Here is a 26403-nt window from a genome sequence, read left to right as displayed (position 1 = left end):
AATAAAATCTTTGAAAAGCGCGCGAATTTCATTTCGCGCGTTTTTTTATAGCGCAAAAAGTGCGATAGCCAAGAAAACAAACACGCAACCGCTGAACCAGTTCAGATTGCGGTTCGCCTTTGGCGATGTCAAAAGATACTTTTTGACCGAACCGGCCAAAAGAGCGATACTTCCGAACACAATCATCGTCGCTACGATAAATTCCGCACCAAAGATTGCCATTTGCAAGCTCGGGTGGATCGGGCGTTCCAAGCGTACTGCCGGCGGAATCAGCGAAAGTACAAAAAGAATCACCTTCGGGTTCGTGAGATTCATTATCACACCGCGCAAGTAAAGGCTACGTGCAGAAGGAACGCCGCCATTGCTAGACTTTACCGCATCCTTCGAATCTGCATTTGTCATTCCCGGCTCCGACCGGGAATCTCCACTCATCTGAACAACACCGACTCTCACACCAAAACTCTTGTACGCGAGATAGAGCAAATAAGCAGCCCCAAGGCACTGGATTACAAAAAACGCCGTTGGGCTCGCTGCAATAAGAGCCGATACGCCAGCCACTAAAAGGCAAGTATGTATTGCAATTCCCGTGCAAAGTCCAAGAATAATACATATACCGAGACGCGCTCCATAAGTAGCGCTTTGCGCTAGTACAAATAAATTATCTGGTCCCGGAGCGATACCGATAACAAGCGCAGCGATGAAAAATTCAAGCATGTTTTACAGTTTACTCAAGAAAGCATCCACATCAAGGTCCGCAAGGTCTTTTTGCAGGGCGTCAAGCTCATCATCCGTAATCGCCGGATGTTCACGATCCGCAGCACGATTATTCGAAACTTCCACGAGTTTCTTGAGTGTATTTGCCACCTCGCCCACAGTACCGTCCTGACGCATTACGACATCCAAGACCTTCGAAAGTCTTTGGCGCAACTTCGTAAACTCTTCGCGGTCAAGCTCAGAAACCTCCCCATGATAGCACATCAAGGGAGTTTGGCACCTAGCGCACGGGAACACCATCATGTTCGAGAAGTCCCCGTCTATCTGGACCTTAAATTTCGTTCCGCAATGCGGACATTCGATATCCATTTCACTCATATAACTAAATGTAGAATTTTTTACAATTCCTAGCCAATATAACTACAATATTTTATTTTTACGCAGTCCATCTTGCTTTGTGCCCCTATTCATGTTTTTCTCATTTTTTAGATCCTTCGACTATCCCCAGTCCCCCTACAGGGCCAGGGACACTCAGGATGACACTTCTAAGTTCTAAAATCTAGGTTCTAAGCTCTAAAAAAATGCTTTGTCATTGGCTCTATCAAACAACACACATTGACCTTTTCGATGGTCGTCTGTTCCGTGCGGGTGCCGCCGCCATGCTCTCCATTATCTTGGTGCTATTCTTTATGCCCAAGTATATCCGCTTTCTGCAAAGACTCGATGCCACTAGCGACTTCGATAAAGACGGCAAGACAAAATCCCCTCCCATCATGGGCGGTCTCCTTCTCGTTATTGTTGTAGAAATCGTATCGCTGCTTGTATGCCAGATGAATGGCTACACCATTTCAACGCTTGTCATTTTAGCATTGTTCAGTGCCGTGGGCGCTACTGACGACATGGCCAAGGTCCGTGCCAAGCGCCTCGTGAACCAGGGAAAGCTCAAAGCAGCCGAATACATGGACAAGGCCGATGGCATTTCCAGTTCGCTCAGACTCTTCCTTTACTTTTTGTTCAGTTTTGTCGTTGCCGTTTTCTGCTACAAGTTCATCCCCGAACTCAAAGGCGATTTGACCATTCCGTTCTGCCCGATTGATGTATTCCAGATTCACCTTCCCAACTGGATTTTCGTTGCCTTCATGACGTTCGTCATCGCGGCATCCGCCAACGGAACGAACTTCACGGACGGCCTCGACAGCCTCGTTTCCGTCCCCATTCTCACAAGCATGGTATTCGTCGGACTTGTGGCCTACGTGAGCGGGAACTTTATCTTCAGTCAGTACCTGAGCGTCCCGTATCTCCCCGGTTGCGACGAACTCTTCCCGCTGGCGACCTCCATTGCAGGCGCATTGCTAGCTTATCTGTGGTTCAACAGCCCTCCGGCAGAAATCTACATGGGTGACGCCGGTTCCGTGGGTTTCGGAGCCGCCATCGGCATCATGTTCATTCTCGTGCAAGCAGGGCTTTTCCTCCCCATCGTTTGCATTATCATCATCGCCGAAGCTTGCTCCGTGTTGATGCAGATTACCTGGTTCAAGATTACCAAGAAAGCAACGGGCACTGGTAAGCGCATATTCCTTTGCGCACCGCTCCACCACCACTACCAAAAGAAATGGGACGGACGCTTCCCGAGTAAGCCGCTCATGAATTCCAAGATTGTGTGGCGCATGCACTTGGTGAGCATTTTCGCGCTCATCTTCAGCATGGTCGTATTCTTCGGAATAAGGTAATTTGCGGCAGAGCTGCAGTTACTCGTTATCAATCAATAGTTACAAAGAAAGCCCCGCACTCGTCGGGGCCATTTTTTTTGCGTTGAAAACAATTCGGGTCTTAATAATCCTTTATGCAGCGGACCGAGAATGCCAATGAGAAACGGAAGGCACTCTGTTGCATTCCGCCAATGGACTCCGGAGACGTAAGATTATCTTTTTCGCACGCGCTCGCTCCCCAAAAATACGTTTTGTATTCCTCATCGTTATCCGTTGAACTCCAGAAGAAGGCATACATCCCTTGAGCCGTGGAATATTGGGATCTTACCGTTCCATCATAAACATCATCCCAATGATTAATAAACCCAAGGCCGGCAGGCACAACAGTAAACAAATAATCGTCCGTGCCGTTGCCACAAGCCTCTTTACTATTGTCATTCCATCCACTTGTAGACCGAAGCTTTTTCGCGGCCATTTCCGGTCCACCCACATTGGCTATCAGAGTATCCCACTCTGCCTTGCTAGGTAAATGCCAGCCTTCCGGACATACACCACGAACTCTTCCCGACACGCCACAAGCACCAGAACCATTGCATTTGAAGGGCGTATTACCAGGAAGCAGCCCCATTAAGTCCATGGCAGCGTCTCGCGTATAAAAACGTCCATACTTGGTGCAGCTGTCAGGAATGCCATGGTAGCAATAGCTAGCAGAATCTCCCTCAGGCGTCACAAACCTGTAATTCAGGTTCTGAGCCATCCAAGTTTGGTTCCCAATGGTTACCGTCCGGTACACATGATTGTCACGAGGATCCAATAACACATTATCACAGGCGGTCAAGTTCATGAAAGAAACAAGCGATGCACAAAGACCAATTATTTTTTTCACGGAATTCTCCTTTTTTACATATAAAATTTAGCATAAAAAGTATCTGTATGCGGATTCAAAAAACGACAAGCCATCATAATAAGTCCAAGCAACATTCTATATTTCACCGCATGAATATCATCGAAACTTTGAATGCAGCGGGTCAGCAAGAATTAGCGGCCCATCTTGAAACATTGACGGGTGAAGCCCGTGCCAATCTCGAACGCGATATTATAAGCCAGGATTGGCAAGAATTGAAAGCCTTGCATGCCGAAAAATCAACCGCAAATTTGAGTGACAACGTTTCTGCAGACCTCACTCCAATGCCGTGGAAACTCGCAACAGACGATCTCCGTTACGATTTCTGGAAAGAGACCGGCGAAATTCTTTTGAGCAAGGGCAAAGTAGCAGCATTCCTCGTTGCCGGCGGACAAGGCTCCCGCCTCGGTTTCGATGGTCCGAAGGGCATGTTCGACATTGGCCTTCCGAGCCACAAGAGTTTGTTCCAGTTGCAGGCCGAACGTTTGCGCAACTTGGGTGCCCGTGTTGGCCACGCCATTCCGTGGTGCATCATGACGAGCCCGCTCAACCACGAAGCGACCGTCAACTTTTTCAGCGAAAACAATTTCTTTGGCCTGAACCGCGAAGACATCCGATTCTTCCAGCAAGGAACGATTTGTGCCCTCACCGCTGACGGCAAGGCTGTCCGCGACGGGGAAGACCATTTGGCACTCGTGCCTGATGGAAACGGCGGTTGTTTCCGCGCACTTGCCCAGAGCGGGACTCTCGCTTGGCTTGTGGAACGTGGCGTGCAATACGTATTCCTCTACAGCGTCGATAACGCCCTCTGCCGCATTTGCGACCCGGCATTCATTGGCGCACTCGCCGAAAAAGGCACCATTCTCAGCGCCTCGAAGGTTGTGCACAAAGCTGGCCCGAACGAAAAAGTCGGCATTTTTGCATTCCAGAACAAGAAGCCGGGCGTTGTCGAATACAGCGACCTTCCAGAAAACTACCGCGACATGACGAATACAGATGGCAGTCTCACGTTCGATGGCGGCAACATCGCTATTCACTTGTTTAAAATCAGCGGACTTCGCAAGTTGCAGACGAGTAAACTCCCGTGGCACACCGCCCGCAAAACCGTTTGTGGCATCGAAAAGTGCTTCAAGTTCGAACAATTCCTCTTTGATGCATTCCCGCAGCTCGGTTCTATGCTCCCGTTCGGCGTTGTGCGCGAAGAAGAATTCAGCCCCGTCAAGAATGCCGAAGGAAACGATTCTCCGAAGACAGCCCGCATCATGATTGGCAAGCTCCACCGTGATTGGCTCCGCAAGGCACATGTGAAAATCGACGAAAAGAAGTTGTACGAGATTTCGCCGACCATTAGCTACGCAGGCGAAGGCCTCAAGCAGAGCGTCTTTGACCGCGAACTCGGCAGAAACATCCTGGAATTTGAAGAAGAATAACCAGGCGTCAGCCTGTCATTCCCGCGAAAGCGGGAATCTCCATTTCTGCAAAGGAGATGCCCGACTAAATCGGGCATGACATTAGTGAGAAAAACTTTATATAAAACTTTTCTATACGACTTATTATGGTTGCCGAACATATTCTATTCGGCACTTTTTGCGATTACATTCCCCGTCTACAAAGCATTGCACAAGAAGCGCGCCTACGGGCGCGTTGAAAAGCACTTGGCAGCCGCAAAGGAATACGAGGCAAGAGAAAGCAACAACACAAACAAGATGCCGCACAATAAAAAAAGCCCGCCCCCCAATGCGATTGCAAAGATAAATGCACGCGACACATTCCGAGGCATCTTCTGGAATGCACTAGAATCCTACCGCGGACTCGCACGTTTCAAAAGCATTGAAAACCGAATCGTGTACGAGAACGAGCATATCATCCGCAACGCCATCGCAGATTGCGCCAAACAAAACGCCCCCATCGCAGGTATCAGCATCCACCAAGGTGCATTCGAACTGATGCACCGCGCACTTTGCCGCTACAGCAAACACGTTCACCTCATCACAGATTCCGTCGGCGACCCAGCATTTCGCGAAGTCCTCAAAGAACTCCGCAGCGATCCGCACTTGACCGAATACCATCCCGACGAAACAGGACGCCTTATCCGCGAGCTATTCCACACAAAAGGAATTCTCGCGATGGTCATCGACCAAGGCAAGCACACCAAAGGGAACACGGTCTCGTTATTCGGCCGCCCCAGCACGCTCTATTTGCGCCTCCCGCAAAAAATAAACGAAATGGGAGCAGGAATCGTCACATTCCGCACATGGAGCGAAAAGAAGCGCATCGTAATCCGCTTTGAAAGCTACTACCCGCCAAAGTATGATGAAAACATCGGGATTGCAGAAAATGCCGCGCCATCAGAAAGCGCGCTCGTCACGGGAATCGCACGCGAAGTCGAAACATGGATTGCCGAGCACCCCGAACAATGGAGCTGGAATTACCACGGGAATTTCACAGCAACACTCTAAAAACAATGCCAAACGCAATGTCACCCCGATCTGTCATCCCGGACTCCGTTCTCTTTGACTACTTGCAGCTTTGCTGCTTAGTAGTCATGATCCGCGAATGGGGACGGGATCGCCTTACACAGTTTGCATGAAGCTTTTTTATATTTAGCACAAAAAGAGATTTACAATGCCTTTAAACGCCGAAGAAGAATTCCAATTAGAGTGGATCAAGAACCACCCCATGCAAGACAAGGACGAACTTGCCGAAATTCAGGCCGAAACAGAAGCCGAATCTAGACCGCAGCGAGCCACACGCGGCAAGAAAATGCGCCGCAATCCTGCAGCTTGGGAACTCCCGAACCCCGAAGACGAAATTGACCTTCATGGACTTACCTCCGAAGAAGCAGCCGAAGCCGTTGAACGTCGCATCGACGACCTCCTCATCGCAGGCCTGAGCGTTCTGCGCGTGATTCACGGGGGCGGCAATCCGGAATACGGCAACGTCAAGCGCATCATAGACCGTAAAGTGCGCTCTGAATGGAAAAATCGCGTTGTATTTTACAAAGTTGAACCCGACAACGCGGGCTCCAGCATTATGAAAATCGGCAAGCCCCACCCACAACCTGCAAAAAAGAAGAAATAATCAAAAAAATTTCACTTTTTTCGCACTCACCCCTTTAAAACTCAATCGAAATTAACTATAATTGTGCGCGTCAACGACGAATCGCCAAGACAAAAACAAAACGGAATATAGCTCAGCCTGGTAGAGCGCTTGCTTCGGGAGCAAGAGGTCGTGAGTTCGAATCTCGCTATTCCGATAAAAAGAAAAACCACCCGCTAGGGTGGTTTTCTTTTTATATCTGAAATACGCTAATGAGAACTCACGAAGTGAGTTCGACTAAATCGCCCCGAGAGCGAAGCGAACTACAGGCGATTTAGAGATTACGCCGCAAGGCGTAACCCGAAGGGCAAAATGCGAAACGAAGTGAGGGTTTTGTCTTATCTCGCTATTCCGATAAAAAGAAAAACCACCCGCTAGGGTGGTTTTCTTTTTATATTTGAAATACGCTAATGAGAACTCACGAAGTGAGTTCGACTAAATCGCCCAGAGAGCGAAGCGAACTACGGGCGATTTAGAGATTACGCCGCAAGGCGTAACCCGAAGGGTAAAATCCGAAACGCAAGTGAGGATTTTATCTTATCTCGCTATTCCGATAAAAAGAGAACTACCCACAAGGGTGGTTTTCTTTTTATATCTGAAATTCTGCGAGATGAAGAACTCACGAAGTGAGTTCGACAAATTTGTTCCGTGAACGAAGTGAACAATGAACAAATTTGAGATTTTGGCGCAAGCCAAAACCCGAAGGGCAAAATGCGAAACAAAGTGAGGGTTTTGTCTTATCTCGCTATTCCTACATCTCATTACCAAGAGGGAGATTCCCGGTCAAGCCGGGAATGACATATCTCCGTTCCGGATTTGGGCAATGGTCCTCATGGCCATCAGGCCAAACCCACACTTCATCTGCAAACGGACATGATTCGCACTTGCCGCCAACAGCACAAATGTCTGCGCTATTATTAAAAAAAAGACTCCCCTCATGCTTCACATTCGAAGCCGAAAGCGCACCTGACCGTAACTCTTTACGCAACGATTCCAGCAACGCATCGTCTGGCATATACATTTCACGGAGTTCTTGCGAAGCGGTACTCAAAACCACCACTTTATTCCACTTGATTCGGTCAATTCCAATCGCAGAAGCCCACGACACCAACTCCGGCACGTCCTGCAAATTCTTCTTGTGCAGAGTCACTTGCAACGAGACCGTCGCGCATCTCGTATTTTCTCGCAGTCCATCGCGCACTTTCACCAGCTTTTCAACGTTCGCTTTCCAACCATCGAACTGTTCCGACGCCAAATAGCTTACCTTGATGTCGCTGCACGAACGCAACAGCAATTCCATCGCAGCGTCACTTCCCCACTTTCCAGGGAAAGTCCCATTCGTCGTGAGGTTCAGCGGAATCTCAAGCGCCCTACACAACTCTAGCAGTTCGTCAAAATGCGAATAAAGTAGAGGTTCCCCCATCGTCGAAGGGATTACTTCTCGCAGCAAGCGCTTTCCTGAAGCATCACGTTCTGCGGCATACTTTTCTATCGATGCCTGAGCAATCTCGAAAGTCATCTCGCCTAGGCCAAACGCGCGGCGTTCCTTATTACAATTAAAAGATCGCCCTCCGTTACCATTCTCAGCACTCCGCGCGTCACAATTAAGCAAAGCCCGCTGGTTCAAAAAACACAGCGGACAATGCAAATTGCAAACGTCAGGATTTGTGAGTAAAGTAACGCGGCGCATTTTCCGCACACTAACTATTCTCTATGTTCTCTCAAATATTTAATTGCAGCAAGGCCCGCAATCGCACCTTCGCCAACGGCTACAGCCACCTGGAGCGTGCCACCCGTGCAGTCACCCGCAGCAAAGAGTCCCGGAACTGTTGTCTGGAAATCCTTATCGAGCACGAGCTTTCCGGCATCGAACGCAGCGCCAGCCTTCAAAGCTAGATCCGTTGCATTAGCACTGCCCATGGCCACGAACATACCGTCAAAATCAGCTTCAAGGCCATCATCAAACTTTACGCCTTCAAATTGTCCAGCGCCCTTGAGACTAGAAATCTTGCGGGTTTCAATCTTCACACTTTCGGGGAACGTTGCCGTAAGTTCAGCACCATTCGTCAAAAGCGTCACGCTGTTGACTACAGACAAAAGTTCAGTCGCTTCGTGCAAAGCATACTCGCCCGAGCCAAGCACAGCCACATCTTTTTTACGATAAAAGAACGCATCGCACACAGCGCAATAGCTGACACCGTGACCTTCCATTTCAGCCATACCCGGAATCGGAGTCTTTTTGCGGGCAGCACCCGTAGCCATCACGCAAACCTTGCCACGATACGTCCCGTTCAAGCCCGTAGCCACAAATCCAAAGCCATCAAACATGAGGTCGGTCACCTCATCATTCACAATTTCGGCTCCAAGCGCAACAGCCTGCTTTTTGCCAACTTCGGCAAGTTCTTCACCCGTCAGAGATTTTTCCAAACCAAAATAATTTTCAATTTTATGAGCCTTTGCAAGAGCGCCCACATCCTTTCCAACCAGTTGAACCTGAAGGCCAGCGCGAAGACCATAAAGAGCCGCCGAAATTCCAGCCGGACCATAACCCAAAATCAATATATCTGCCATGTGTACCTCCACAATTAAGATACGAATTTATTTATTTTAAAATATATAACTGATTTAGAATTTTTTGGAACTGAGAATGATGTTGCAACGCTACCCTACGCGTGATTTATTTGTCGAAGCCGGATATGGTCCCAATTTCGCGGACCAGCTTATTCAGAATGCCTATAGCAAGCTATTTGAGGGCGACCCGATAGACGAGCGAATCTATTTTGAAGCTTCCGACGACATGGCATACATCATCGACATCGGACACGATGACATCCGCTCGGAAGGCATGAGCTACGGCATGTTCATCGCGGCACTGACAGACCACGAATCCACGTTCGACAAACTTTGGAACTTTTCAAAGAGATTTGTCCGTAACAACGATGGTCCGCACAAAGGATATTTTTCATGGCAGGTCAACACGACCGACTTTTCCATGATGGACCCCGGTGCAGCTCCAGATAGCGAAGAATATTTTGCAGCAGCACTCCTTATTGCCGCAAAGCGCTTTAATCGCGAAGATCTACTCAACGACGCCAAAGAGCTCATCACCGACATCAAGTACAAACCGGTCAACGAGCTCGTCGGCCCAATTATCGATCCCGAACGAAAAATAATCAAGTTTTCTCCCGTTCTCGGAAACGACTTTACCGACCCGAGCTACCACACGATGGCGTTCTACCGCATGTTTGCCGAAGCAACAGGCGATGAATCTTGGCTCGAAGTCGCACAGGCAAGCATTGAATTTTTGCAAAAGGCAGCACACCCCACCACAGGACTTTGCCCAGATTACGCCGAATACGACGGAACCCCTAAAGCGATGCCCTGGTTCCCCGAAAGCAACAACTTTAGCGGTGATGCTTGGCGCGTTGCCCTCAACTTAAGTCTGGACTATTCCATTTTCCGTGGGCACGAAAGCGAAAAAGAAATTTGCGAACGCATTTTGCATTTCTTCCAGAACTGCAATCCGTACCTTTCGGACTACGCTGTCGACGGAGGGCCTTACCCGCACCAAGGACGAAATGCGACACCAGGCCTAATCGCCATGAATGCAGCAGCAACGCAAGTATTACCATTTGATGACCCGCGCATCACGCCATTCGTAAGACGACTGGCCGCGCTCTCTGTGCCCTACCGTTTTTGGCGCTATTATGATGGGATGTTATACATGATTGGGCTTCTCGCTACGGCGGGAAAAATCACACTATAAGGAGTACGCATGAAACACCTACCATTCATTCTCTTCATCGCTGCAAGTTCGATAGCGTTCACCGCCTGCGACGACGTTCGTATTGAAAAATACCCGAACGGGAACACGCGATTCGAAGCCACCTACGTGAACGACAAGAAGGAAGGCCTCGAAAAAGAATACTACGACGATGGAACACTCAAGCGAGAATCCAACTACGTAAATGACCGCCGCGAAGGAGTCACCAAGGAATACTACAAGGACGGCACTCTCCAGACGGAACTTCCATACGCAAACGGTTACATCGAAGGAACCGTTATCCGCTACCACAAGAACGGGAAAGTAGCCTCCAAGTCCGAATACAAGCAAAATAAACAAATTTCATTCGGCGAGACTTACAATGAAGACGGCTCCCCCGCCACAAGCGGCAGCTATAAGGATCCGCGCGATGGAATCTCCTACGAATGGATTGTCATTGGCGACCAACTTTGGACAGCAGAGAACATGAACTTCGCCACGGCATCCGGTGCAATTTGTGCGCAATGCAATCACTGGGGACGTCTCTATGATTTTCAGAACGCTCAAAAAGCATGTCTCGAAGGATTCCACATGCCGAGCAAGGCTGAATGGTTAAAGCTGCTGAAGGTAGCAGGCAAAAAGCCAGGAGTCGCTCTCAAGGCAGGCTACGGCTGGGATCCCATCAAGCCGGAATCTCCGATTTTCGGAAACGGTAAAGATGAACTCGGATTCGGTGCCAAGGCAGGCGGTGCTCATTTTGCCAAGAGCGACGTACCTATAAAGGATCGCAAGTTTGACGAAGCCGGCAAGAAGGCATACTTCTGGACAAGCGAAGGCGAAGTTCTCGTGTTCTTCCACGACAAGGATATCGCCAAGTTCGAGAAGTTCAATCCTGAATTCGGCGCAAGTCTCCGCTGCTTGAAAAACTAGTTTGTCAACGTGTCATCCTGAGCGAAGCCGTTAGGCGAACTCGAAGGATCCAGTAACAATTCATACAACGCAAAGCTCCTCACATCCGAGGAGTTTTTATTTTATCCTCTCCAAAGATATTTCCTCTCCATCCTCATATTTCTGTTTAGTCCGAATTCGCCCTTTTTCATCGTAATACTTTTTTATGCCGTGTAAATTCCCATTCCTATAGGGTTCCTCGTATTTTTTGCGACCGAACTCATCGTATTGTATTTCATTTCCATGACGCAAACCATCTTTATAGTTCGTCACCTTAAATTTCTTTCCAATTGGATAATACCAAATATCGGCACCATCACGTTTACCTTTCTTAAAATGAATTTTATTCGCAAGTTTACCGTTTGAATGATACGATTTCAAGACCTGTACGTAAGCGGGAACAACAATATCTCTATCACGAATATTCAAATCGGTAACATAAATACCTTTTTTCGCATTTTCAGTTTTCAAATCGTCCGGCAAAATTTCATAGACGGAATCAGCAGGGCAACCGTTATCCTTGATGAACTTTTTCAGCGCGCTTATATTATGCGACAAGACCGAATTACTCCGCACCACAGATTTATACATTCCCTCACTATAATCGTTGAAAATAACAATAGAATCAGGATTTCCGCACCAGTTTAGGGCCCAACCGGAATCCATCAAATCCTTATGACGGGACTCCAGAAAAATTCCACCGGGATCGCACCCGCACAACCCAGCCAGTTCTAACTTTTGAAACCCGTTATTGATTTTTCTCGCATATAGGGAATCGTCAATGGAAGCAAACAATTCCTCCATCTGCGGATTATTTCTCAAATCGAGGACATTGAGGAAAATGGCACAACCGCCTTCGCACGCAGAGCGGCCATCGCAAGAGTACGAAAGCGAAAATGCACCCAACAAAAAAGCAAATAACTTTACAAACGTTCTAGATATCATACTTGTCCTAAATATAAACTATCCTAGAACAGATTGCAAAAAAGAGCAAAATAAGCAGCACAAGAACAAGAGCAAACTGTTCATGATGCTATTTTTTTCAATTTCATGCTACTAAAATCAGATTTTTCTCGTTTTAGTAGCATTTTTACTTTATCCAAATAAAATTTGACTATAAGTCCATTTTTCATGCTACTAAATTAGCTGATTTCACATTTTTGGAAGCATAAAACAAACAGACAAACTCATATTTCGGCTATTTTAAATTAGTTTATCTAAAAATCATGCTACTAAATTACGATTTTTCGTCATTTAGTAGCACATTTTCTGATTTTAGAGCTTATCTGGAGTTTATCGGATCGAAAAACTATAATGTAGCGTGAGCAGCAATCGTATAAATAGCAGTCACGTCCTTTGCCTTGAGCGGCACAAAGCCCCAGCCATCACCTGGATTCAGCTTTTCGACAAGCGTCGGGATATCTTCTTCTTTTGCGCCAAGTTCGGCAAAGTTAATCGGCATGCCGATGGAATGCAAGAATCGACGGAATGCCTTAATGCCTTCGAGCGCAGTCGCTTTCGGATTTTCAAAATTCATCTGGCAGCCAAATACACGTGTTGCCATTTGCGCAAAACGCATCACGTTATGGTCAACCACGTACTCCATCCACGCCGGCATAATAACTGCTAGCCCCGCGCCATGGGCGCAGTCATAGAGTCCCGAGAGTTCATGTTCAATCGCGTGGCTATTCCAATCTTGACTGCGCCCGCAGCCCACAAGGCCATTGTGGGCTACCGTACCCGCCCACATGATGTTCGCACGAACCTCGTAATTGTCGGGTTCGGCCATGGCGCGCGGGCCTTCCTTAAGCATCGTGATGAGCAACGCTTCGCAAAGGCGGTCTGTCGTCTCGACTTCCAAAGTATTCGTGAAGTAGCGTTCAAACACATGAGCCATGATGTCGGTAATGCCGCAAGCCGTCTGGTAAGCAGGCAACGTGCAGAGCAAAGCCGGATTCTGCACCGCAAATCTCGGGCGAATCACATCAGCACCGATATCACGCTTAAGCATTCCCTCTTCCTTGGTCACGACGGAATCGCCACTGCCTTCGGAACCGGCGGCAGCAATCGTCTGCACCACGCCAATCGGGAGAGCCTTCGTGACCGGCAACTTTTTCGCATAAAAGTCCCAAAAATCGCCATCGTAAAGAGCTCCTACGGCAATGCCCTTCGAGCTATCAATGACGGAGCCACCGCCCACAGCAAGGATGAAATCAACATCGTTTGCACGCACCATTTCGATGCCCTTGTAAATCAAGGTATCACGCGGATTCGGCTTCACGCCACCGAGCTCCACAAATGAAACGCCCGCAGCATTGAGCGACGCCTTAACGCGGTCAATTAAACCGGAACGCACCGCAGAGCCCCCACCGTAATGAATCAGCACCTTCGTGCCGCCATACTTCTTAACGAGTTCACCGCATTCGTTTTCGCGGTCTTTACCAAATACAAATTCCGTGGGGCTATAAAAATTGAAATTATCCATATTCCATCCTTGTGTTTCGAATAAAAATACAAGAAAATCCCGCCATAAGCAGGATTTTCTCAAAAAAGCCGTTCACAGCAAGAACCACCTTACCAGAAGTGGAAACCTAAACCCACAAAAATAAAGTTGTACAAGACCCAATCCTTACGGCTATCGTTTCTATAGTCAAACGTATAGCCCAACATATACCGAAGTTTCAATGACAAATAACTCGCTATATGAAATTTTGAATCAGGAGCAGATTCCAACCAAAAACGATAATCAGCCTGAACGCCCGGCCCAATCGAAGTTCCTAGACTAAAATACGGCTGAAATTTAAATCGTTTGTTTTCATAAGCATCATACCCCATAGAAACGAACCCACCTCTCAAATCCTTATTTCTGTAATAATACGGGGTAATGATGTATCTAGAATACTGTATCGGAACACCTAACATAAAGGTCCAATTCAGCGCATCACCAAAGACTTCAAAACCAAGGCCACCTGTATATAACTTTTCCTCATGATAATTTCTGAATTTTTTATAGCCTTTCAAGTACTCATCAAAATCCTTAACATTCTTTTTTATCCAACTAAAATATTCTGAATCCGGATACTTTTCACAGAACTCATTCATTTTTTCCAAAGCACGTTCAATCCTAGTCGTATCTACGTCTACGCCACGATAATCCCTGTATGAACTTGCACGAACTTTTATCACATTCGCTAAATCAACATCCTTGGAGATTCCATATCCTTTTAAAGAATGATCCCAAGAATACGTAAAGTAATCCTTATCATAAATCATCCAAAAAGGAAGCGTTTCTATAAGGATCTGTGCGAGGTCTTTGTATTCCTGTTTTATATCGGCCTGCATCGCACTTTTCAAATAGGATTCAGCCTTATCTACTCGTTGCCGATGATCTCGGTCTCCAGGACGATCGTTATAATGAGCCGCAAAACGAGTTTCCTTTTTCAAGTAGGTCTTCAAATCATCATCGGCAAAAGAATAGCGGACACGTTTCCCAGCCTTCTTAAGCATATTCGCAAACTGCGGTACAGCCAAGTCATAACGTCCCAATATAAAATTGACTTGAAGAAGTTCAAGGCTATCAATTGCCGATTCCGGAACCTTTGCTTGAGACAAAAATTCAAGGGCCGCATCAGCTTTAGCAACATCACCTTCTTTCAAAGCATGCAAAAGATTGTCACGAGCCTTCCATTCATCAAACATATCGACAGGATCAATTTTAACACTTAAAAAAACGTCCTGCTCATAATCAGCCCCCTGAGCAAGAACAAACATGCAAAAACAAAGAATTACAAGAAACACGTTCCTAACCATATACATTAAATATAAAACAAAAAACTTCCCGGAGCATATCCGAGAAGTTCTAAAAAAGGAGATTCCCGATCAAGTCGGGAATGACAACTCTATTAACTAGTAACTATTAACTAGTAACTAATTACGTGGTATATTCGGCGTTGATTTTCACATAGCCGTAGCTCAAGTCGCAAGTGAATGCGCTTGCAGAAGCCTGGCCGATGTTCAACACGAGCGTTACTTTGTATTCACGCTGACGAACCACGGCATGTAGTGCAGCCGTCTGCTTTTCATCCAGCTGTACCGGACGGCCACCTTCGAGAACCTTCACTTCACCGAAGTAGAGGTCCGTGTGTTCTGCGACCATGTTGCAGCCGCTAGAACCAGCACTGCTAAGGATACGACCCCAGTTCGGGTCTTCACCGAACATAGCGCACTTGGCGAGGTTCGACGTACCAATGAAGCGAGCCATGCGGAGAGCTTCTTCGTGGCTTTCAGCCTTTTCAATGCGGAGTTCGATGAGCTTCGTTGCACCTTCACCGTCGCGGACAATATCCTTGGCGAGGCTCTGCATCACGAGCGTCAAAGCAGCACGGAATTCGCCCTGTTCGCTGAGGGAGAGGTCTTCGTACTTGATGCCGCTCATGCCGTTAGCGAGCATGATGCAAGTGTCGTTCGTGCTGGTGTCACCATCAACCGTAATTGCGTTGAAGGAGTCTGCAATGTTGGCACGGAATTCAGCAAAGAAGTCAATCGGCAAAGCAAGGTCAGTCGTGATGAAAGCGAGCATCGTAGCCATGTTCGGGTGGATCATGCCAGAACCCTTGCAAGCGCCACCGATTGTCACAACACCCTTTTCGGTCTTGATTTCCACGGCGTGGGATTTGAGGGCAAGGTCGGTCGTGAGGATTGCTTTTCCAAATTCTTCGGATGCATCAGCATGGAGCTTTTCCACGAGCTTCGGGATACCGGCTTCGATCTTGTCCATCGGCATCAAGTGGCCAATCACGCCCGTGCTGCAAACAAGCACGCTCTTCGGCGTGAGCTTGAGAGCTTCTTCGGTAAGCACAGCCATGCGTTCAGCATCGGCATAACCCTTTTCGCCCGTGCAAGCGTTAGCGTTACCGCTGTTCACGATCACAGCAGATGCAAAATGGGCATGTTCCAAAGCGGCCTTGTCATAAAGGACCGGAGCGGCCTTCACCTTATTGGTGGTAAAAACGGCGAAGCAGCGGGCAGCCTTTTCGCTCTTGAGAAGAGCCATATCGGCATTGCCGCTGGCCTTGATTCCGGCGCAAATTCCAGATGCGGTAAAGCCCTTGGGGGAGCAAACGCCGCCTTTTTCCAACACAGTGTACATAGTATCTCCTAAAAAGAAGCTTTCTTTGCGATTCTGGGCTCGCAACGCCCGTTAAAATTTTTACCTTGTAGAGCATGGAAAAGATCATGTTTACACAAGAGGCTTACGACAAGCTCGTTAAGGACCTTGAAAATTTAAAAAATGTTGAACGTCCCCGCGTACTTCAAGAATTAGTTGATGCCCGTGCACAAGGCGATTTGAGTGAAAACGCAGAATATCATGCCGCCAAGGAGCGCCTCGCCGCTATCGACAACATCGAAATGCCGAAGCTTCAGGACCAGCTCGCCCGTGCCCAGGTGATTGCTTTTGATACGAATTCCGATACCATCAAGTTCGGCGCAACCGTTACCGCCAAGAACTTGAAGACCAAGCGTGATATCGTCTATCAGCTCGTCTCTCCAGAAGAAGCCGATGCCCTCAATGGCAAAATCAGCTTCAAGAGCCCGATTGGCGCAGCCCTCATGGGCAAAAAGCGCGGCGATGTCGTCGAAGTTGTGACCCCGAAGGGCAAGAACCAGTTCGAAATCATCGATTTCAAGTAAACCATGTTCGTAACGCTCATCGGCAAAGACCAGTTCAGCAAGGACAAGCGAATCGATAAATTCCTGTCCGAAACTCTTGGCGACCGGATCTCTGATCCGATGGCCAAGCAGGTGCTTTACGCCACCGATACAAACATCGCCTCCATCTCCGATGTCATCATCGAAGCGTGCGATTCCGTGTCGATGTTCTCGCCGGAACAGGTCATCGTCGTGCGTAAGGCAGAAGCCATGAAGGCCGACGATTGCAAAGCAATCGCCAAATGGCTCCCCCATGCGGCAAGCGGCAAAGTGCTCTTTGACTTCGAAACGCTCCTCGCCAGTAGCGAACTTTACAAGGCGCTTTCGAAGGTCTGCAAAGTCGAAAAGTACGACGTGCCGAAGCAATACGAAATGGCAGACTGGATTTCGGCTGTTGTCCCGACGCATTTCAACAAGGCAATCGAGCCTGCAGCATCGCAGTACCTCGCCGAAGCGCTCGGCAACGACACCAAGCTCGTCAGTGAAGAAGTCGAAAAGATTCTGCTTTACGCCCCCGACTGCAAAAAGATAACCATCGACCTCGTGAAAACGATGGTCGTTTCGCAGCGTGATATCCCCACCTACGAAATTGAAGGTTTCTTCGGGATGCAAGATGCAAAAGCGTACGTTCAGAAGCTGAACGAACTTTTGAACAGCGGCGTTGACGCCATCCGCATTTCGAACACGCTTTACAGCTACGCGCTCTCGCTCTTGAACTATGCCTCGCTTACGGCCAAGGGCATTTCGCCCGAAGAGGCTGCCAAGAAAATCGGAAAGAACTACTACATGTTCGTCAAGAAAGGTCAAGCCGCAGAGTGCTGCCGTCGTTGGCGCAAGCCACTCCTGATCCGCGTACTCCGTCGCCTCGCCGACCTTAATTACGAAATGAAAAGTGGCAAGTGCCCGACCCGCATGAGCCAGGAACTCGCCCTCGCCGCTCTCGTCGTGCGATAGGTTCTTTATTCCCTCAAATTTAGCGCTCCTCCCGGACTCAATTCCGAGGCCACAAAAACGTAAAAGCCCTGGCAGAGCCAGGGTTTTCGCATTTTTAATTTTCACGTTTTTAAAATTTGCGAACGTGCTTAAAAAGCACGCCCGCCATTATCTTACTTCACACGAACAAGCTGAGCAACACTTCCAACACGCACGACATACGCTCCAGAGCGAGACATAGTCACATTGAAGTTGGCAGAATCAACCGTTCCTGACGTAATAACGTTTCCTTGCATATCGAGCACTGCGTAAGCACTCCCCTTGCGGGCATTCATCACCTGGATATTGCGACCGATGGTTGCCAGCTTGAACTGAGGAGCCATTTTCACACCAGGAATAGATTCCTTATCCGATTTTTTCAATTCAAAGCTATAGACAATCTCGCCATTAAGTTTTTCTCCAGAGAAATATGCCGGATTTCCATTAATGACAAGTATATCATTGATATTTTTCTGTGAAAGCGTTTTCCATATATTCACCAAACTATCATCAGCGCATTTGTCAGTATCAGAGACAGCAAGATTCATATACATAACATACTTGCCAGCCTCCAACTTTCCTTCATATTTTTTGTTATCCAAATAAAGTTCCTTGACAGAAGCCTTAAAGCAACTGTTCGGCGTTTTTATCTTAAGATCTTTCGAAGACTTGCCCACCTCTAAACCCGAAATGGTATAAACAAAGTCCGGAGTTGCAGCAACCTTGTAAACTGCATAAACAGAATCATTTTTAGTAATCAGATTCAAATCTTTGCTCCAGCCAACGAATGTGAGACCAGCATGCACAGGAGGCTTTACAGAAGTCTCAGAAGCGCCCTTCAAAATTTCCTCTTTGCCAACGAGGGTGCCATTGAAATCCAAGAACGTCACTACAACCGTCGGGAGTTTTTCGTAATCCGCTACAAACGTAATCTGATTATTTATTGAAGCTCCTCGGCCCAACATGTTAGACGAAATACATTCATACCCAACGCCCTCATCAATAAACTTCCAGCCCTTGAACTTGTAAAGCGAACGTGTAGGGTCTTTCGGCGGAGTTGCAGCCTGTTTTTCGCCGACAATTTCCGTTTTCAGGACTTTCCCATCATAGTCAGCAAACACCACCGGATACCATAAATACTGGAACTTCACTCCAATTTTTTCTATAGTAAGAATCTGAATGAACAAATCTTTAGCCTTCAGCGTATTTACCATCACGTCAAGGTTGTGATCCGTCTTACTATAGAATCTCCAGATATTGGCAAGACTATCATTAGCACAAGAACCTGTATCAGCAACATCAACTTCAACTTCCAATATATAACGCCAAGGGTCTTTATTACCTTCAGTGTAATCATAGCCATCCGACAAATCCTTAAACGCTTGTGTTGCAACAACAAAGCAATTGTTCGGAGTCTTGACATTGGCATCAGTCGCCTTTACGGCCTTTTCGTAATTTGTCACAGTAAAACTGTATTCAGGAGCTTTCTCGACTTCGTAAGTAGCCGTAACAGAAGTCGAGCTTTCGATTTCTTCGACCTTTTGATCCCAGCCCTTGAAAATTAAGCCTTTATGCACAGGATCTTTGGGGGCAACAACGATTTCATCATCGCAATACACAGAATCCTGTAATACAGATCCATCGAAATCCTTAAAAGTAACCTTCTTAGAAGGAGTATTCTCATACTCCCCATAAACATTGTAACTACTTTTGATTTCAGTATATTTACGATCCCATTGCTTGAAGATTTTACATCTAAGCTTTGTATCTTCTGGAGGCGTTGCCGATAATCCCTGTCCGACAAGTTCCGTTTTCAAAATCGTATTTTCCTTTATTACAGTTCCATCACTCGAAACAACTCTATCATCACCAAGGAACCGTATACGGAACCAGGTATAGTTGAAGTGCAAATAGCCCATACTACTGCCTGCATTCCAAATAACATCTTCCACGCCATTCACCTTTACCGTAGACGCTACTTTATTTTGGATATTAAACTTCCAAATATTAACTAAGCTATCATTAGAACACTCATCAGAATCTTCGATTTTGAAGTTTACAGCCAAATGATACTGCAAGGCATCTTCTTTGCCTTCGGCATAATCTTTTTCCTTATCATATTGCATAAATGACTTTTCTTGCAAGACAAAGCACTTGTTTGGCCCCTGCACATCGAGGTCAGAAACAGTCTTTGCAGTCTTGTAATCAGCTACAGTGAAATCGAACTCAGGATTACTCTTGGCTTCGTAAGTTGCCGTAATCTCAGTTACTTTGTCATATTCAAAGACATCGGGCATATTATCCCAGCCCTTGAATGTCAAGCCACTGTGTTCAGGCTTCTCCGGAATGACAACTTTATCTCCTTGATAATACAAGGAATCCAATATAACCGATTCATCATAATCTCTAAAGTGCACCCAGAAAGATTTAAGTTCCCTATACTGAGCCGCGACAGTCGTATTTTTCACAATTTTAGAATAATCGGTACCCCATTCTGAGAATACAAAACCTCTTTGCGCAGGAACTTCGTCTGGTGGAGGCGGAGTTGCAGACATTCCTTCGGGCACATATTCTTTTTTCATCGTGCTATAGCCAAGATTACCATTCAAATTGACCACCATGAACTGGACTTCAAATCTCTTGAACCAGAATTCAACCTTGCTAATGGAATTTCCTAAACTCAAAGCAGAAACGTCAAATTTTTCCACTCCACCAACAACAATATCAAGCTTTTTCAAATCACCAGCATTAAACCATACATTGACCTGTTCATTTTGAGCACAGGCACCAGTATTTTTAACAGTCACATCAACTCTATAGTCAAGGGGCATCCCACTTTCATTGAAATGACCATTAGAAACAACAAAGCAATTATTCGGCGTATTAAGCGTGACATCATCTGCACTTTCAGCTGTTTTAAAGCCAGCTAAACTAAATCTATGCGTAAGTTTCATTGACTCGTAAACAGCCTTCACCGTAATATCTTCTGTCACTTTATTAAAAGCCTTATCCCATCCTTTAAAAGTAAGTCCCTTACGAGAAGGTGCGTTTGGAGCAATAGCAGGGTGACCTGTTAAGACGGTATCTCGTCCTAAAACAATGCCATCAAAATCAGTAAATGTCACAACGTGCGTATTTTCGTCTGTTTTCTTGGCAAATATAGCATACAACGTAGAATCACCGCGAACAACAAAATCGGTCAGCGCTCTATTGTAACTGAGAACACCACCTCCATTATCCGCAGATATATTCCATCTATCAAAAACATACCCTGCTTTAGGAACGGCCACAATTTTATCAAACTTGGTTCCAGCGTTATAAAAACCGCCATTAAAATCTACACTACCTTCAGCCTGATTACCGCCTATCGAGACATAATATTTACGTACAAACTTCAAAATGTCCGAATATGTGGTATCCCACACCTGCATATCATGGGCACCCTTATTCGTTTGTCCCTCAGCAATCAAAGTTCTCCAACGTACTCGGAATTCATCCAAAGAATCATGCTCGAAAAATTTCTGTTCTGCAGTTTTACCAAAATTACTTCCAGTCACTTTGATAGTAACATCGTCATATTTATCACAAGAAGAAGAAGTCTCTGGTCCCGATCCTAAATCATAGCCAATATACTCTCTACAAAAAGTTTGATTATAACTTTCCCATTTTCCAGGCACATACTTTCCTTGTTCCTTGGAATAGGTATATCGTCTAGTTTCATAAGCTACATCAACATATGTAAATTGGGGTTCATTAGATCTAAAATTAAACTCATACGACCTATGAGTGGTATTGGAACTATTACCATACAAATCATAAACATCCGTTTTTGAGGCCGGACAATTTGTGCTGACGCAATCAAATCCGCCATACGTTGTAGCTTTAGAAAGATACAGATAATAGAAAGCTCTACCTAAATGGTAATTATTCCAATCTTCATTATTGGAAACCCACATGGACTTTAGTTGGTCCAACGATTCATCTCTAGTAATATAGTTCAAAAGGTCAATGGTTAGGCGCGCGCGAGAATATCCCGTAGCTTCAGCAGCCTTTATGACATCCTTGATTGTAGGGTCAATCTTGTGCGAGCCACAATCGCCCAAAAATGCAATATTATACGATCCATTATAATTGCTAGTACTAGCTTTTGAAGCCCATGAAGTGGTAAATTTGCTATCACCAGCATACCAACCGTAATCAAAGTCACCGGAACTGTTTTTCGCTATCAAATAAGTAAACGTATTCGAAGCAAACGTTCCAGTAGGAGTTCCATAACCTTGTCCAATTACACCCGAAACAAACGACGGAAAGTTACGATACAATTCGGTACCGCACCTGAAGTTGTCATTGTAATAGATTTCGCCAGTAGGATAACCATAAACATCTTTTGAACCTGTAATTTTCACAGAAATCGGTTCAATCGTATCTAAAGGCATTTTTTTTCGATCAAGATTATTGTAGATATAATTCCATCGATCTTCTTCATTTATAACAGTATAATCATTCTTAGCTGCTATATTTGCAAGCGACCCAGCGCAAAGCAATAGCGCCAAGGAACGACCCATAACCTTATTCATTTCAACTCCTTCCAAAGGCAAAAGCTGCCCTAAAGTTTATAAAAATCTTACGAAAAGGTAAAAAAAAGCCATTTTTTTGTAAAGTGAATAATTTGAAGTTCTGTTGTTTTTTTTCAATCAAGCATAAAAAAAGCCCTGGCATAGCCAGGGTTTTCTCACTTATAAAAAGAAAGGCCGGACGTAAGTCCGGCGCATGCTAATTACTGATTCCAGCTGTCATCGTGTGAATTTTCCGGAACCGGAGCGTCCGGGGTTTCACCTGTTGCAATCGGAGCTTCTTCAGCCTGTTCGACCGGCTTAAGTTCCGGAGCAGCAACGCTAGAAGTCATTTCAGACTTTTCGGAAATATCGACATTGCCGATGTAATTGCGAATGATTCTCGGCGTCACAAAGATCACGAGGTCCTTCTTCGTAATAGACTTGCGGCTATACTTGAAGAGGTTACCAAGCAGCGGAATATCCTTGAGGAACGGGATACCGCTTTCGCTTTCAGTGTTTTCGTTACGGGTAAGGCCACCAATCACGACCGTTTCACCATCAGCCACAACAACCTTGGTCTTTGCTTCCTGGGTCGAAATCACGACTTCGCCCTTTTCGTCATAACCATAGGAGTTGTTTTCCGGATGGAGGTCGAGCAAAATGCGATTGTCGCCAGAGACGTGCGGAGTAACGGTAAGTTTGATACCCGTTTCAACCATCTTAGTCGAAGATTCACCGCTATCGTCAATCACGCGGATGGAAACCTTGTCACCCATAAACACGAGAGCTTCAGTGTTATCGAGCGTAGAAACCTGCGGAGAAGCAAGCACTTCCGTAGAAGCATCACCCATCAAGTTCGAAATTGCAATCTGGAGATTGTTGTCCAAGAGGCTTGCCGTAATGGCGGTACTCGGATTACCCACAGCCGGCGATGCTCTGTTCGGGAAAGACTGGATAGCACCACTGATTCGGCTAGAACCGGCGGTAGCACCCGTTGCAGCAGCGGCAGTCCCCGGCGTAAGCGAACCAGAACCCATCGTAGCGGTCCAGTCAACACCGAGTTCGCGAGCAAGTTCGCTGTTCACGACCACGAGCTTTGCAGTAATCATGATCTGGAGCGTTTCGACGTCAAGTTCGGTCAAAGCGTTACCCATCTGCTCGATTTTGCTTTCGGTATCGTAAACGATGATGGAGTTCGTACGTTCCACAACAGAAATCTTACCACGGTTAGACTTCATGTTTTCAAGAACCTTGACGAGTTCATCAGCCTTGGCGTGATGCACCTGGAAATTCTTACGAATAAGAGGAGCGGTCTGTTCGGCCTGAGCTTCTTCGTCAGCAATTTTTTTCTGCTTTGCCTGATAAGTACTCTGGCGCTGAATTGAAATGTACTTGTCCTGAATCACCCACGTGAGGTCATTCATGCTACAAATAATGTCCAAAGTTTCTTGCCAGGTCTTTTTGGTCACGCGCAAGCTAATCTTTCCCTTGACATCGGGAGCGATCAAAATATCCACGCCAGCAATCACGGAAACAGAGCGGAAAATCGCTTCGTAATCCATGTTGACGAAGTTAAAGTCATATAACTTCTTATTCGGAGCAACCGAGCCCTCAGCAGGAGCCGCCCACGCGGTAGCAAAACTTGCTACCATGATAAGAATCGTCAGAATTTTAGTCAGCTTTTTCACTTTTGACCCCCAAATTTATCGGGAAGACCCATAGAGTAGCGACGGCTCACCCCGAATTCTTGAATCAAGAAGAGCACATCAGTTTGTGTAATTTTAAGAACTTTTCCGTTCATGATCTTATCGCCTTCCTTAATCGTATAAGACACGCCCGGATTCTTGGTTTCGACGAGAATGGCCACCGGCTCCTCGGCTTCCCAAATAATACCCACCAATTCAACCTGGTCGATATTGATACCTTCTTCGACCAAGCCCTTGATTTCAACAAACGGATCGCGACGACCAAAAGAACTGTAAGTCACACGGTCTTCATAAAGTTCATCAAGAGCACTTCCGACAGGTTTCATTCCCTGCGTGAGTGTTTCACCGCGTTCTTGGTCCACCTTCCTTAAGCGTTCCATCTGCACGGCAGAAAGTTCATCCGTAAAGCTTACGGCACGGCGATTCACGTATCCAATCTTGTTGCCCAATTGAACTTTGCGGTAAAGACCCGTCAAATCCATGTTCACAAGGCGATCGCCAAATACGACACGCTGCATAACCTGAGACTTTTCGCTCGGTGCTGCATAGAATTCCGTTTCATCGGCAACGACAATCAATTCGCGGACAACAGGGCGCAAATGGAATGTCTGTGCACTGGCAACAACCTTCTTGCTATCCTTTTCGTAAGACTTAACGAAATCCGAGAATTCCGGAACCGGATCCGGAGACTTCATCCAGTCACGAACGTAAATGCCATTTGGACGTGCACTCCAGAACACAAAGCCATCGCGACGGATTGCATTTTCGGAAGTCTGCAAAATCAAAGCGCCATCCTGCACCAAGATAACAGGGCGAGCACCCGGCGAGAGCTGGATATTCAAGCCATTAGCATCCCAAAATACAGACCTCACAAGAGCACCAGTACTCACCTTGAACACAGGAGACTTATCCGGTCCCTTTGTAGCAACAGTTATTACAAAGGCGCCATTCGGATTAGAGACTTGAGCAATCTCCAAAGGATTACTTGCCACCAAGCGAAACTGTTCCATGCCAGAACCGATAAGGACCGTCATTTCCTTAAGTCCCGGGAGCAAAGCAGATGCACTTGCCGGAGCGGCAGCCTGAGCAAGATTTTCGCGAGCGGCCTTTTCTGCGGCTTTACGTTCAGCGGCCATGCGTTTTTCTTCTTCACGAGCGGCCTTACGGTCGAGTTCGGCTTGCTTTTCGGCGGCCTTGCGATCGAGAGCAGCTTGTTTTTCAGCAGCCTTGCGTTCGGCAGCCAAGCGCTTTTCTTCTTCACGGGCGGCCTTTGCTGCGGCAGCCTTCTTGCTTGCAAAGAGCTTCGAAAGCGTCCAAGGTTTGCCATTCTTCGAAGCGAACTTCAAGAAGAAGCTAGACTTATCCAAAGAAATCGCATTCTTGTCCGAATTGATGGATGCACCCACTGGCATGCGAATCATCAAGAAGTTCATGCCACGATAGACTTCCTTGGAAACGCTCATGGAATGAACAAACGGCGATGAAGCATCGATATCGTAATTACCGATACCAAGGGCAAAATCCGATTCGGAGAAGCCGACGGTCAAAGTTTTTGAAGCATTATCGTACTTTTGGAAGAATGTCGGCAAATTCTTGTCAGATGCGAACTGGAATTCCATCTGGCAAGTCTTTGTGCAATTAAAGCGGACATCCTTAATGAGCGCAGCCTGCAAGGCTACGGCACTCGATAACAGCATAAGAAGGAACTTGCATTTCATTATTTGCCAACCTTCTTGGATGTATAAGTGGTCAAGTTGAAGTTCACCGACATGGTAATCGGAGTCCAACCGTGAGTTTCAGCCTTCTGCACTTCGGCAGCAATGCCAGAGTAGCGAGAAAGTTTCAGGTTCGTAATTGCAGTCGGATAGTTGAAGTTTGCAATTTCAGCAAACAAGTAACCGAGCATATGATAACCGGAATTAACCGCAATCGAATAGCGGTTTTCAATGTAGTGTTCTCTTTCGGAACGGCCTTCCGGATTGAACTTCTGGATCTGCACACCAGAGCTACGCAGCACAGAATAAAGATCCTGCAAACGCAGAGGAACTTTTTCTTCTTCCGGGAACATTTCCTTTAATTTCTGGAAATCTTTCTCGGCCTGAGCAAGCTGCATTTCGAGTTCTGCGACGCGATGTCTCTTAGCGTTAATCTTGTTCAATTCTGTTTGTGCAGAATTTCTCTGATCTTCAAGACTTGCATATTCAATCGTGAACGGATCCCATATATACGTATAGACAGAATAAACCAACAACAGAATAGCGACAATCAACGCAATGCAGTATACATTTTTCTTGTCTTTAAAGTCAATATTAAAGTTGCCCAT

General features: G+C 46.5%; 21 protein-coding genes and 1 tRNA gene. 9 read left to right on the top strand and 13 right to left on the bottom strand.

What is annotated here, in order from left to right:
• Positions 1-45: 45 nt before the first annotated feature.
• Positions 46-714 carry a LysE family translocator gene (locus tag BUQ91_RS03260; protein WP_074208133.1) on the bottom strand — a complete coding sequence of 223 codons (669 nt, stop codon included), beginning with the start codon at positions 712-714 and terminating at the stop codon, positions 46-48.
• Positions 715-717: 3 nt separating this feature from the next.
• The gene (locus BUQ91_RS03255; RefSeq protein WP_254842227.1) at positions 718-1083 is read right to left on the bottom strand and encodes a hypothetical protein; all 366 of its coding nucleotides are present in this window, start codon (positions 1081-1083) and stop codon (positions 718-720) included.
• A gap of 212 nt (positions 1084-1295) precedes the next feature.
• Here BUQ91_RS03255 and BUQ91_RS03250 point away from each other — a divergent pair, with 212 nt between their 5' ends.
• Positions 1296-2444, top strand: coding sequence for an MraY family glycosyltransferase (locus BUQ91_RS03250; protein WP_072828281.1), 1149 nt, complete (start codon positions 1296-1298; stop codon positions 2442-2444).
• 100 nt (positions 2445-2544) lie between these two features.
• On the opposite strand, the gene BUQ91_RS03245 is transcribed toward BUQ91_RS03250, so the two are convergent.
• Positions 2545-3309: a fibrobacter succinogenes major paralogous domain-containing protein gene (locus BUQ91_RS03245; protein ID WP_074208131.1), complete on the bottom strand. Its 765-nt coding sequence runs from the start codon at positions 3307-3309 to the stop codon at positions 2545-2547.
• 47 nt (positions 3310-3356) lie between these two features.
• Between BUQ91_RS03245 and BUQ91_RS03240 the strand changes: the two genes are divergently transcribed.
• The 4 genes from BUQ91_RS03240 to BUQ91_RS03225 all read left to right on the top strand — a co-directional run bounded on the left by BUQ91_RS03240 (position 3357) and on the right by BUQ91_RS03225 (position 6583).
• Entirely contained in the window at positions 3357-4757 is a 1401-nt protein-coding gene (locus BUQ91_RS03240) for a UTP--glucose-1-phosphate uridylyltransferase (protein ID WP_254842226.1), read from the top strand.
• A 129-nt stretch (positions 4758-4886) separates the two neighbouring features.
• A complete protein-coding gene (locus BUQ91_RS03235) occupies positions 4887-5786 on the top strand; it encodes an LpxL/LpxP family acyltransferase (RefSeq protein ID WP_254842225.1) in 900 nt (299 codons plus the stop codon).
• A 166-nt stretch (positions 5787-5952) separates the two neighbouring features.
• Positions 5953-6408, top strand: a complete 456-nt coding sequence (locus BUQ91_RS03230) for a Smr/MutS family protein (protein WP_074208128.1) — start codon at positions 5953-5955, stop codon at positions 6406-6408.
• A gap of 101 nt (positions 6409-6509) precedes the next feature.
• Positions 6510-6583, top strand: a tRNA-Pro gene (locus BUQ91_RS03225).
• 594 nt (positions 6584-7177) lie between these two features.
• On the opposite strand, the gene BUQ91_RS03220 is transcribed toward BUQ91_RS03225, so the two are convergent.
• Both BUQ91_RS03220 and BUQ91_RS03215 read right to left on the bottom strand, forming a co-directional pair.
• Complete coding sequence (locus tag BUQ91_RS03220) at positions 7178-7945, bottom strand: radical SAM protein (protein ID WP_074208127.1); 768 nt, start codon at positions 7943-7945, stop codon at positions 7178-7180.
• Between the two features lie 185 nt (positions 7946-8130).
• Positions 8131-8997, bottom strand: coding sequence for an NAD(P)/FAD-dependent oxidoreductase (locus BUQ91_RS03215; RefSeq protein WP_074208126.1), 867 nt, complete (start codon positions 8995-8997; stop codon positions 8131-8133).
• A 76-nt stretch (positions 8998-9073) separates the two neighbouring features.
• Here BUQ91_RS03215 and BUQ91_RS03210 point away from each other — a divergent pair, with 76 nt between their 5' ends.
• Both BUQ91_RS03210 and BUQ91_RS03205 read left to right on the top strand, forming a co-directional pair.
• Positions 9074-10192 (top strand): glycosyl hydrolase family 8, encoded by a 1119-nt coding sequence (locus BUQ91_RS03210; protein WP_254794288.1) that lies wholly within the window; start codon positions 9074-9076, stop codon positions 10190-10192.
• Between the two features lie 9 nt (positions 10193-10201).
• Positions 10202-11119, top strand: coding sequence for an FISUMP domain-containing protein (locus BUQ91_RS03205; protein ID WP_074208125.1), 918 nt, complete (start codon positions 10202-10204; stop codon positions 11117-11119).
• A 96-nt stretch (positions 11120-11215) separates the two neighbouring features.
• On the opposite strand, the gene BUQ91_RS03200 is transcribed toward BUQ91_RS03205, so the two are convergent.
• From BUQ91_RS03200 to argJ, 4 genes are all read right to left on the bottom strand, one after another.
• Positions 11216-12043: a toxin-antitoxin system YwqK family antitoxin gene (locus BUQ91_RS03200; protein WP_175566593.1), complete on the bottom strand. Its 828-nt coding sequence runs from the start codon at positions 12041-12043 to the stop codon at positions 11216-11218.
• A gap of 403 nt (positions 12044-12446) precedes the next feature.
• The gene (locus BUQ91_RS03190; RefSeq protein WP_074208122.1) at positions 12447-13622 is read right to left on the bottom strand and encodes an iron-containing alcohol dehydrogenase; all 1176 of its coding nucleotides are present in this window, start codon (positions 13620-13622) and stop codon (positions 12447-12449) included.
• 89 nt (positions 13623-13711) lie between these two features.
• Complete coding sequence (locus BUQ91_RS03185; protein ID WP_074208121.1) at positions 13712-14908, bottom strand: hypothetical protein; 1197 nt, start codon at positions 14906-14908, stop codon at positions 13712-13714.
• 160 nt (positions 14909-15068) lie between these two features.
• Positions 15069-16286 carry a bifunctional glutamate N-acetyltransferase/amino-acid acetyltransferase ArgJ gene (gene argJ, locus BUQ91_RS03180; protein WP_074208120.1) on the bottom strand — a complete coding sequence of 406 codons (1218 nt, stop codon included), beginning with the start codon at positions 16284-16286 and terminating at the stop codon, positions 15069-15071.
• Positions 16287-16360: 74 nt separating this feature from the next.
• On the opposite strand from argJ, the gene greA reads away from it, so the two are divergent.
• Together greA and holA are read left to right on the top strand one after the other, a co-directional pair.
• Positions 16361-16828, top strand: coding sequence for a transcription elongation factor GreA (gene greA, locus BUQ91_RS03175; protein WP_074208119.1), 468 nt, complete (start codon positions 16361-16363; stop codon positions 16826-16828).
• A 3-nt stretch (positions 16829-16831) separates the two neighbouring features.
• Complete coding sequence (gene holA / locus BUQ91_RS03170; protein WP_074208118.1) at positions 16832-17800, top strand: DNA polymerase III subunit delta; 969 nt, start codon at positions 16832-16834, stop codon at positions 17798-17800.
• Between the two features lie 152 nt (positions 17801-17952).
• On the opposite strand, the gene BUQ91_RS03165 is transcribed toward holA, so the two are convergent.
• From BUQ91_RS03165 to BUQ91_RS03150, 4 genes are all read right to left on the bottom strand, one after another.
• Complete coding sequence (locus tag BUQ91_RS03165) at positions 17953-22395, bottom strand: InlB B-repeat-containing protein (protein ID WP_074208117.1); 4443 nt, start codon at positions 22393-22395, stop codon at positions 17953-17955.
• A gap of 200 nt (positions 22396-22595) precedes the next feature.
• Complete coding sequence (gene pilQ, locus BUQ91_RS03160) at positions 22596-24062, bottom strand: type IV pilus secretin PilQ (protein ID WP_074208116.1); 1467 nt, start codon at positions 24060-24062, stop codon at positions 22596-22598.
• Positions 24059-25798: a hypothetical protein gene (locus tag BUQ91_RS03155; protein WP_074208115.1), complete on the bottom strand. Its 1740-nt coding sequence runs from the start codon at positions 25796-25798 to the stop codon at positions 24059-24061. Before BUQ91_RS03155 ends, pilQ begins: the two co-directional genes overlap by 4 nt.
• Complete coding sequence (locus tag BUQ91_RS03150; RefSeq protein WP_072827209.1) at positions 25798-26403, bottom strand: type IV pilus inner membrane component PilO; 606 nt, start codon at positions 26401-26403, stop codon at positions 25798-25800. The genes BUQ91_RS03155 and BUQ91_RS03150 overlap by 1 nt, the downstream gene beginning before the upstream one ends.

The organism is Fibrobacter sp. UWB11, from assembly GCF_900143015.1.
Lineage (GTDB): Bacteria > Fibrobacterota > Fibrobacteria > Fibrobacterales > Fibrobacteraceae > Fibrobacter.
Note: the sequence above shows the minus strand (reverse complement) of the source record. Positions and strands in the feature narration are given on the sequence as shown.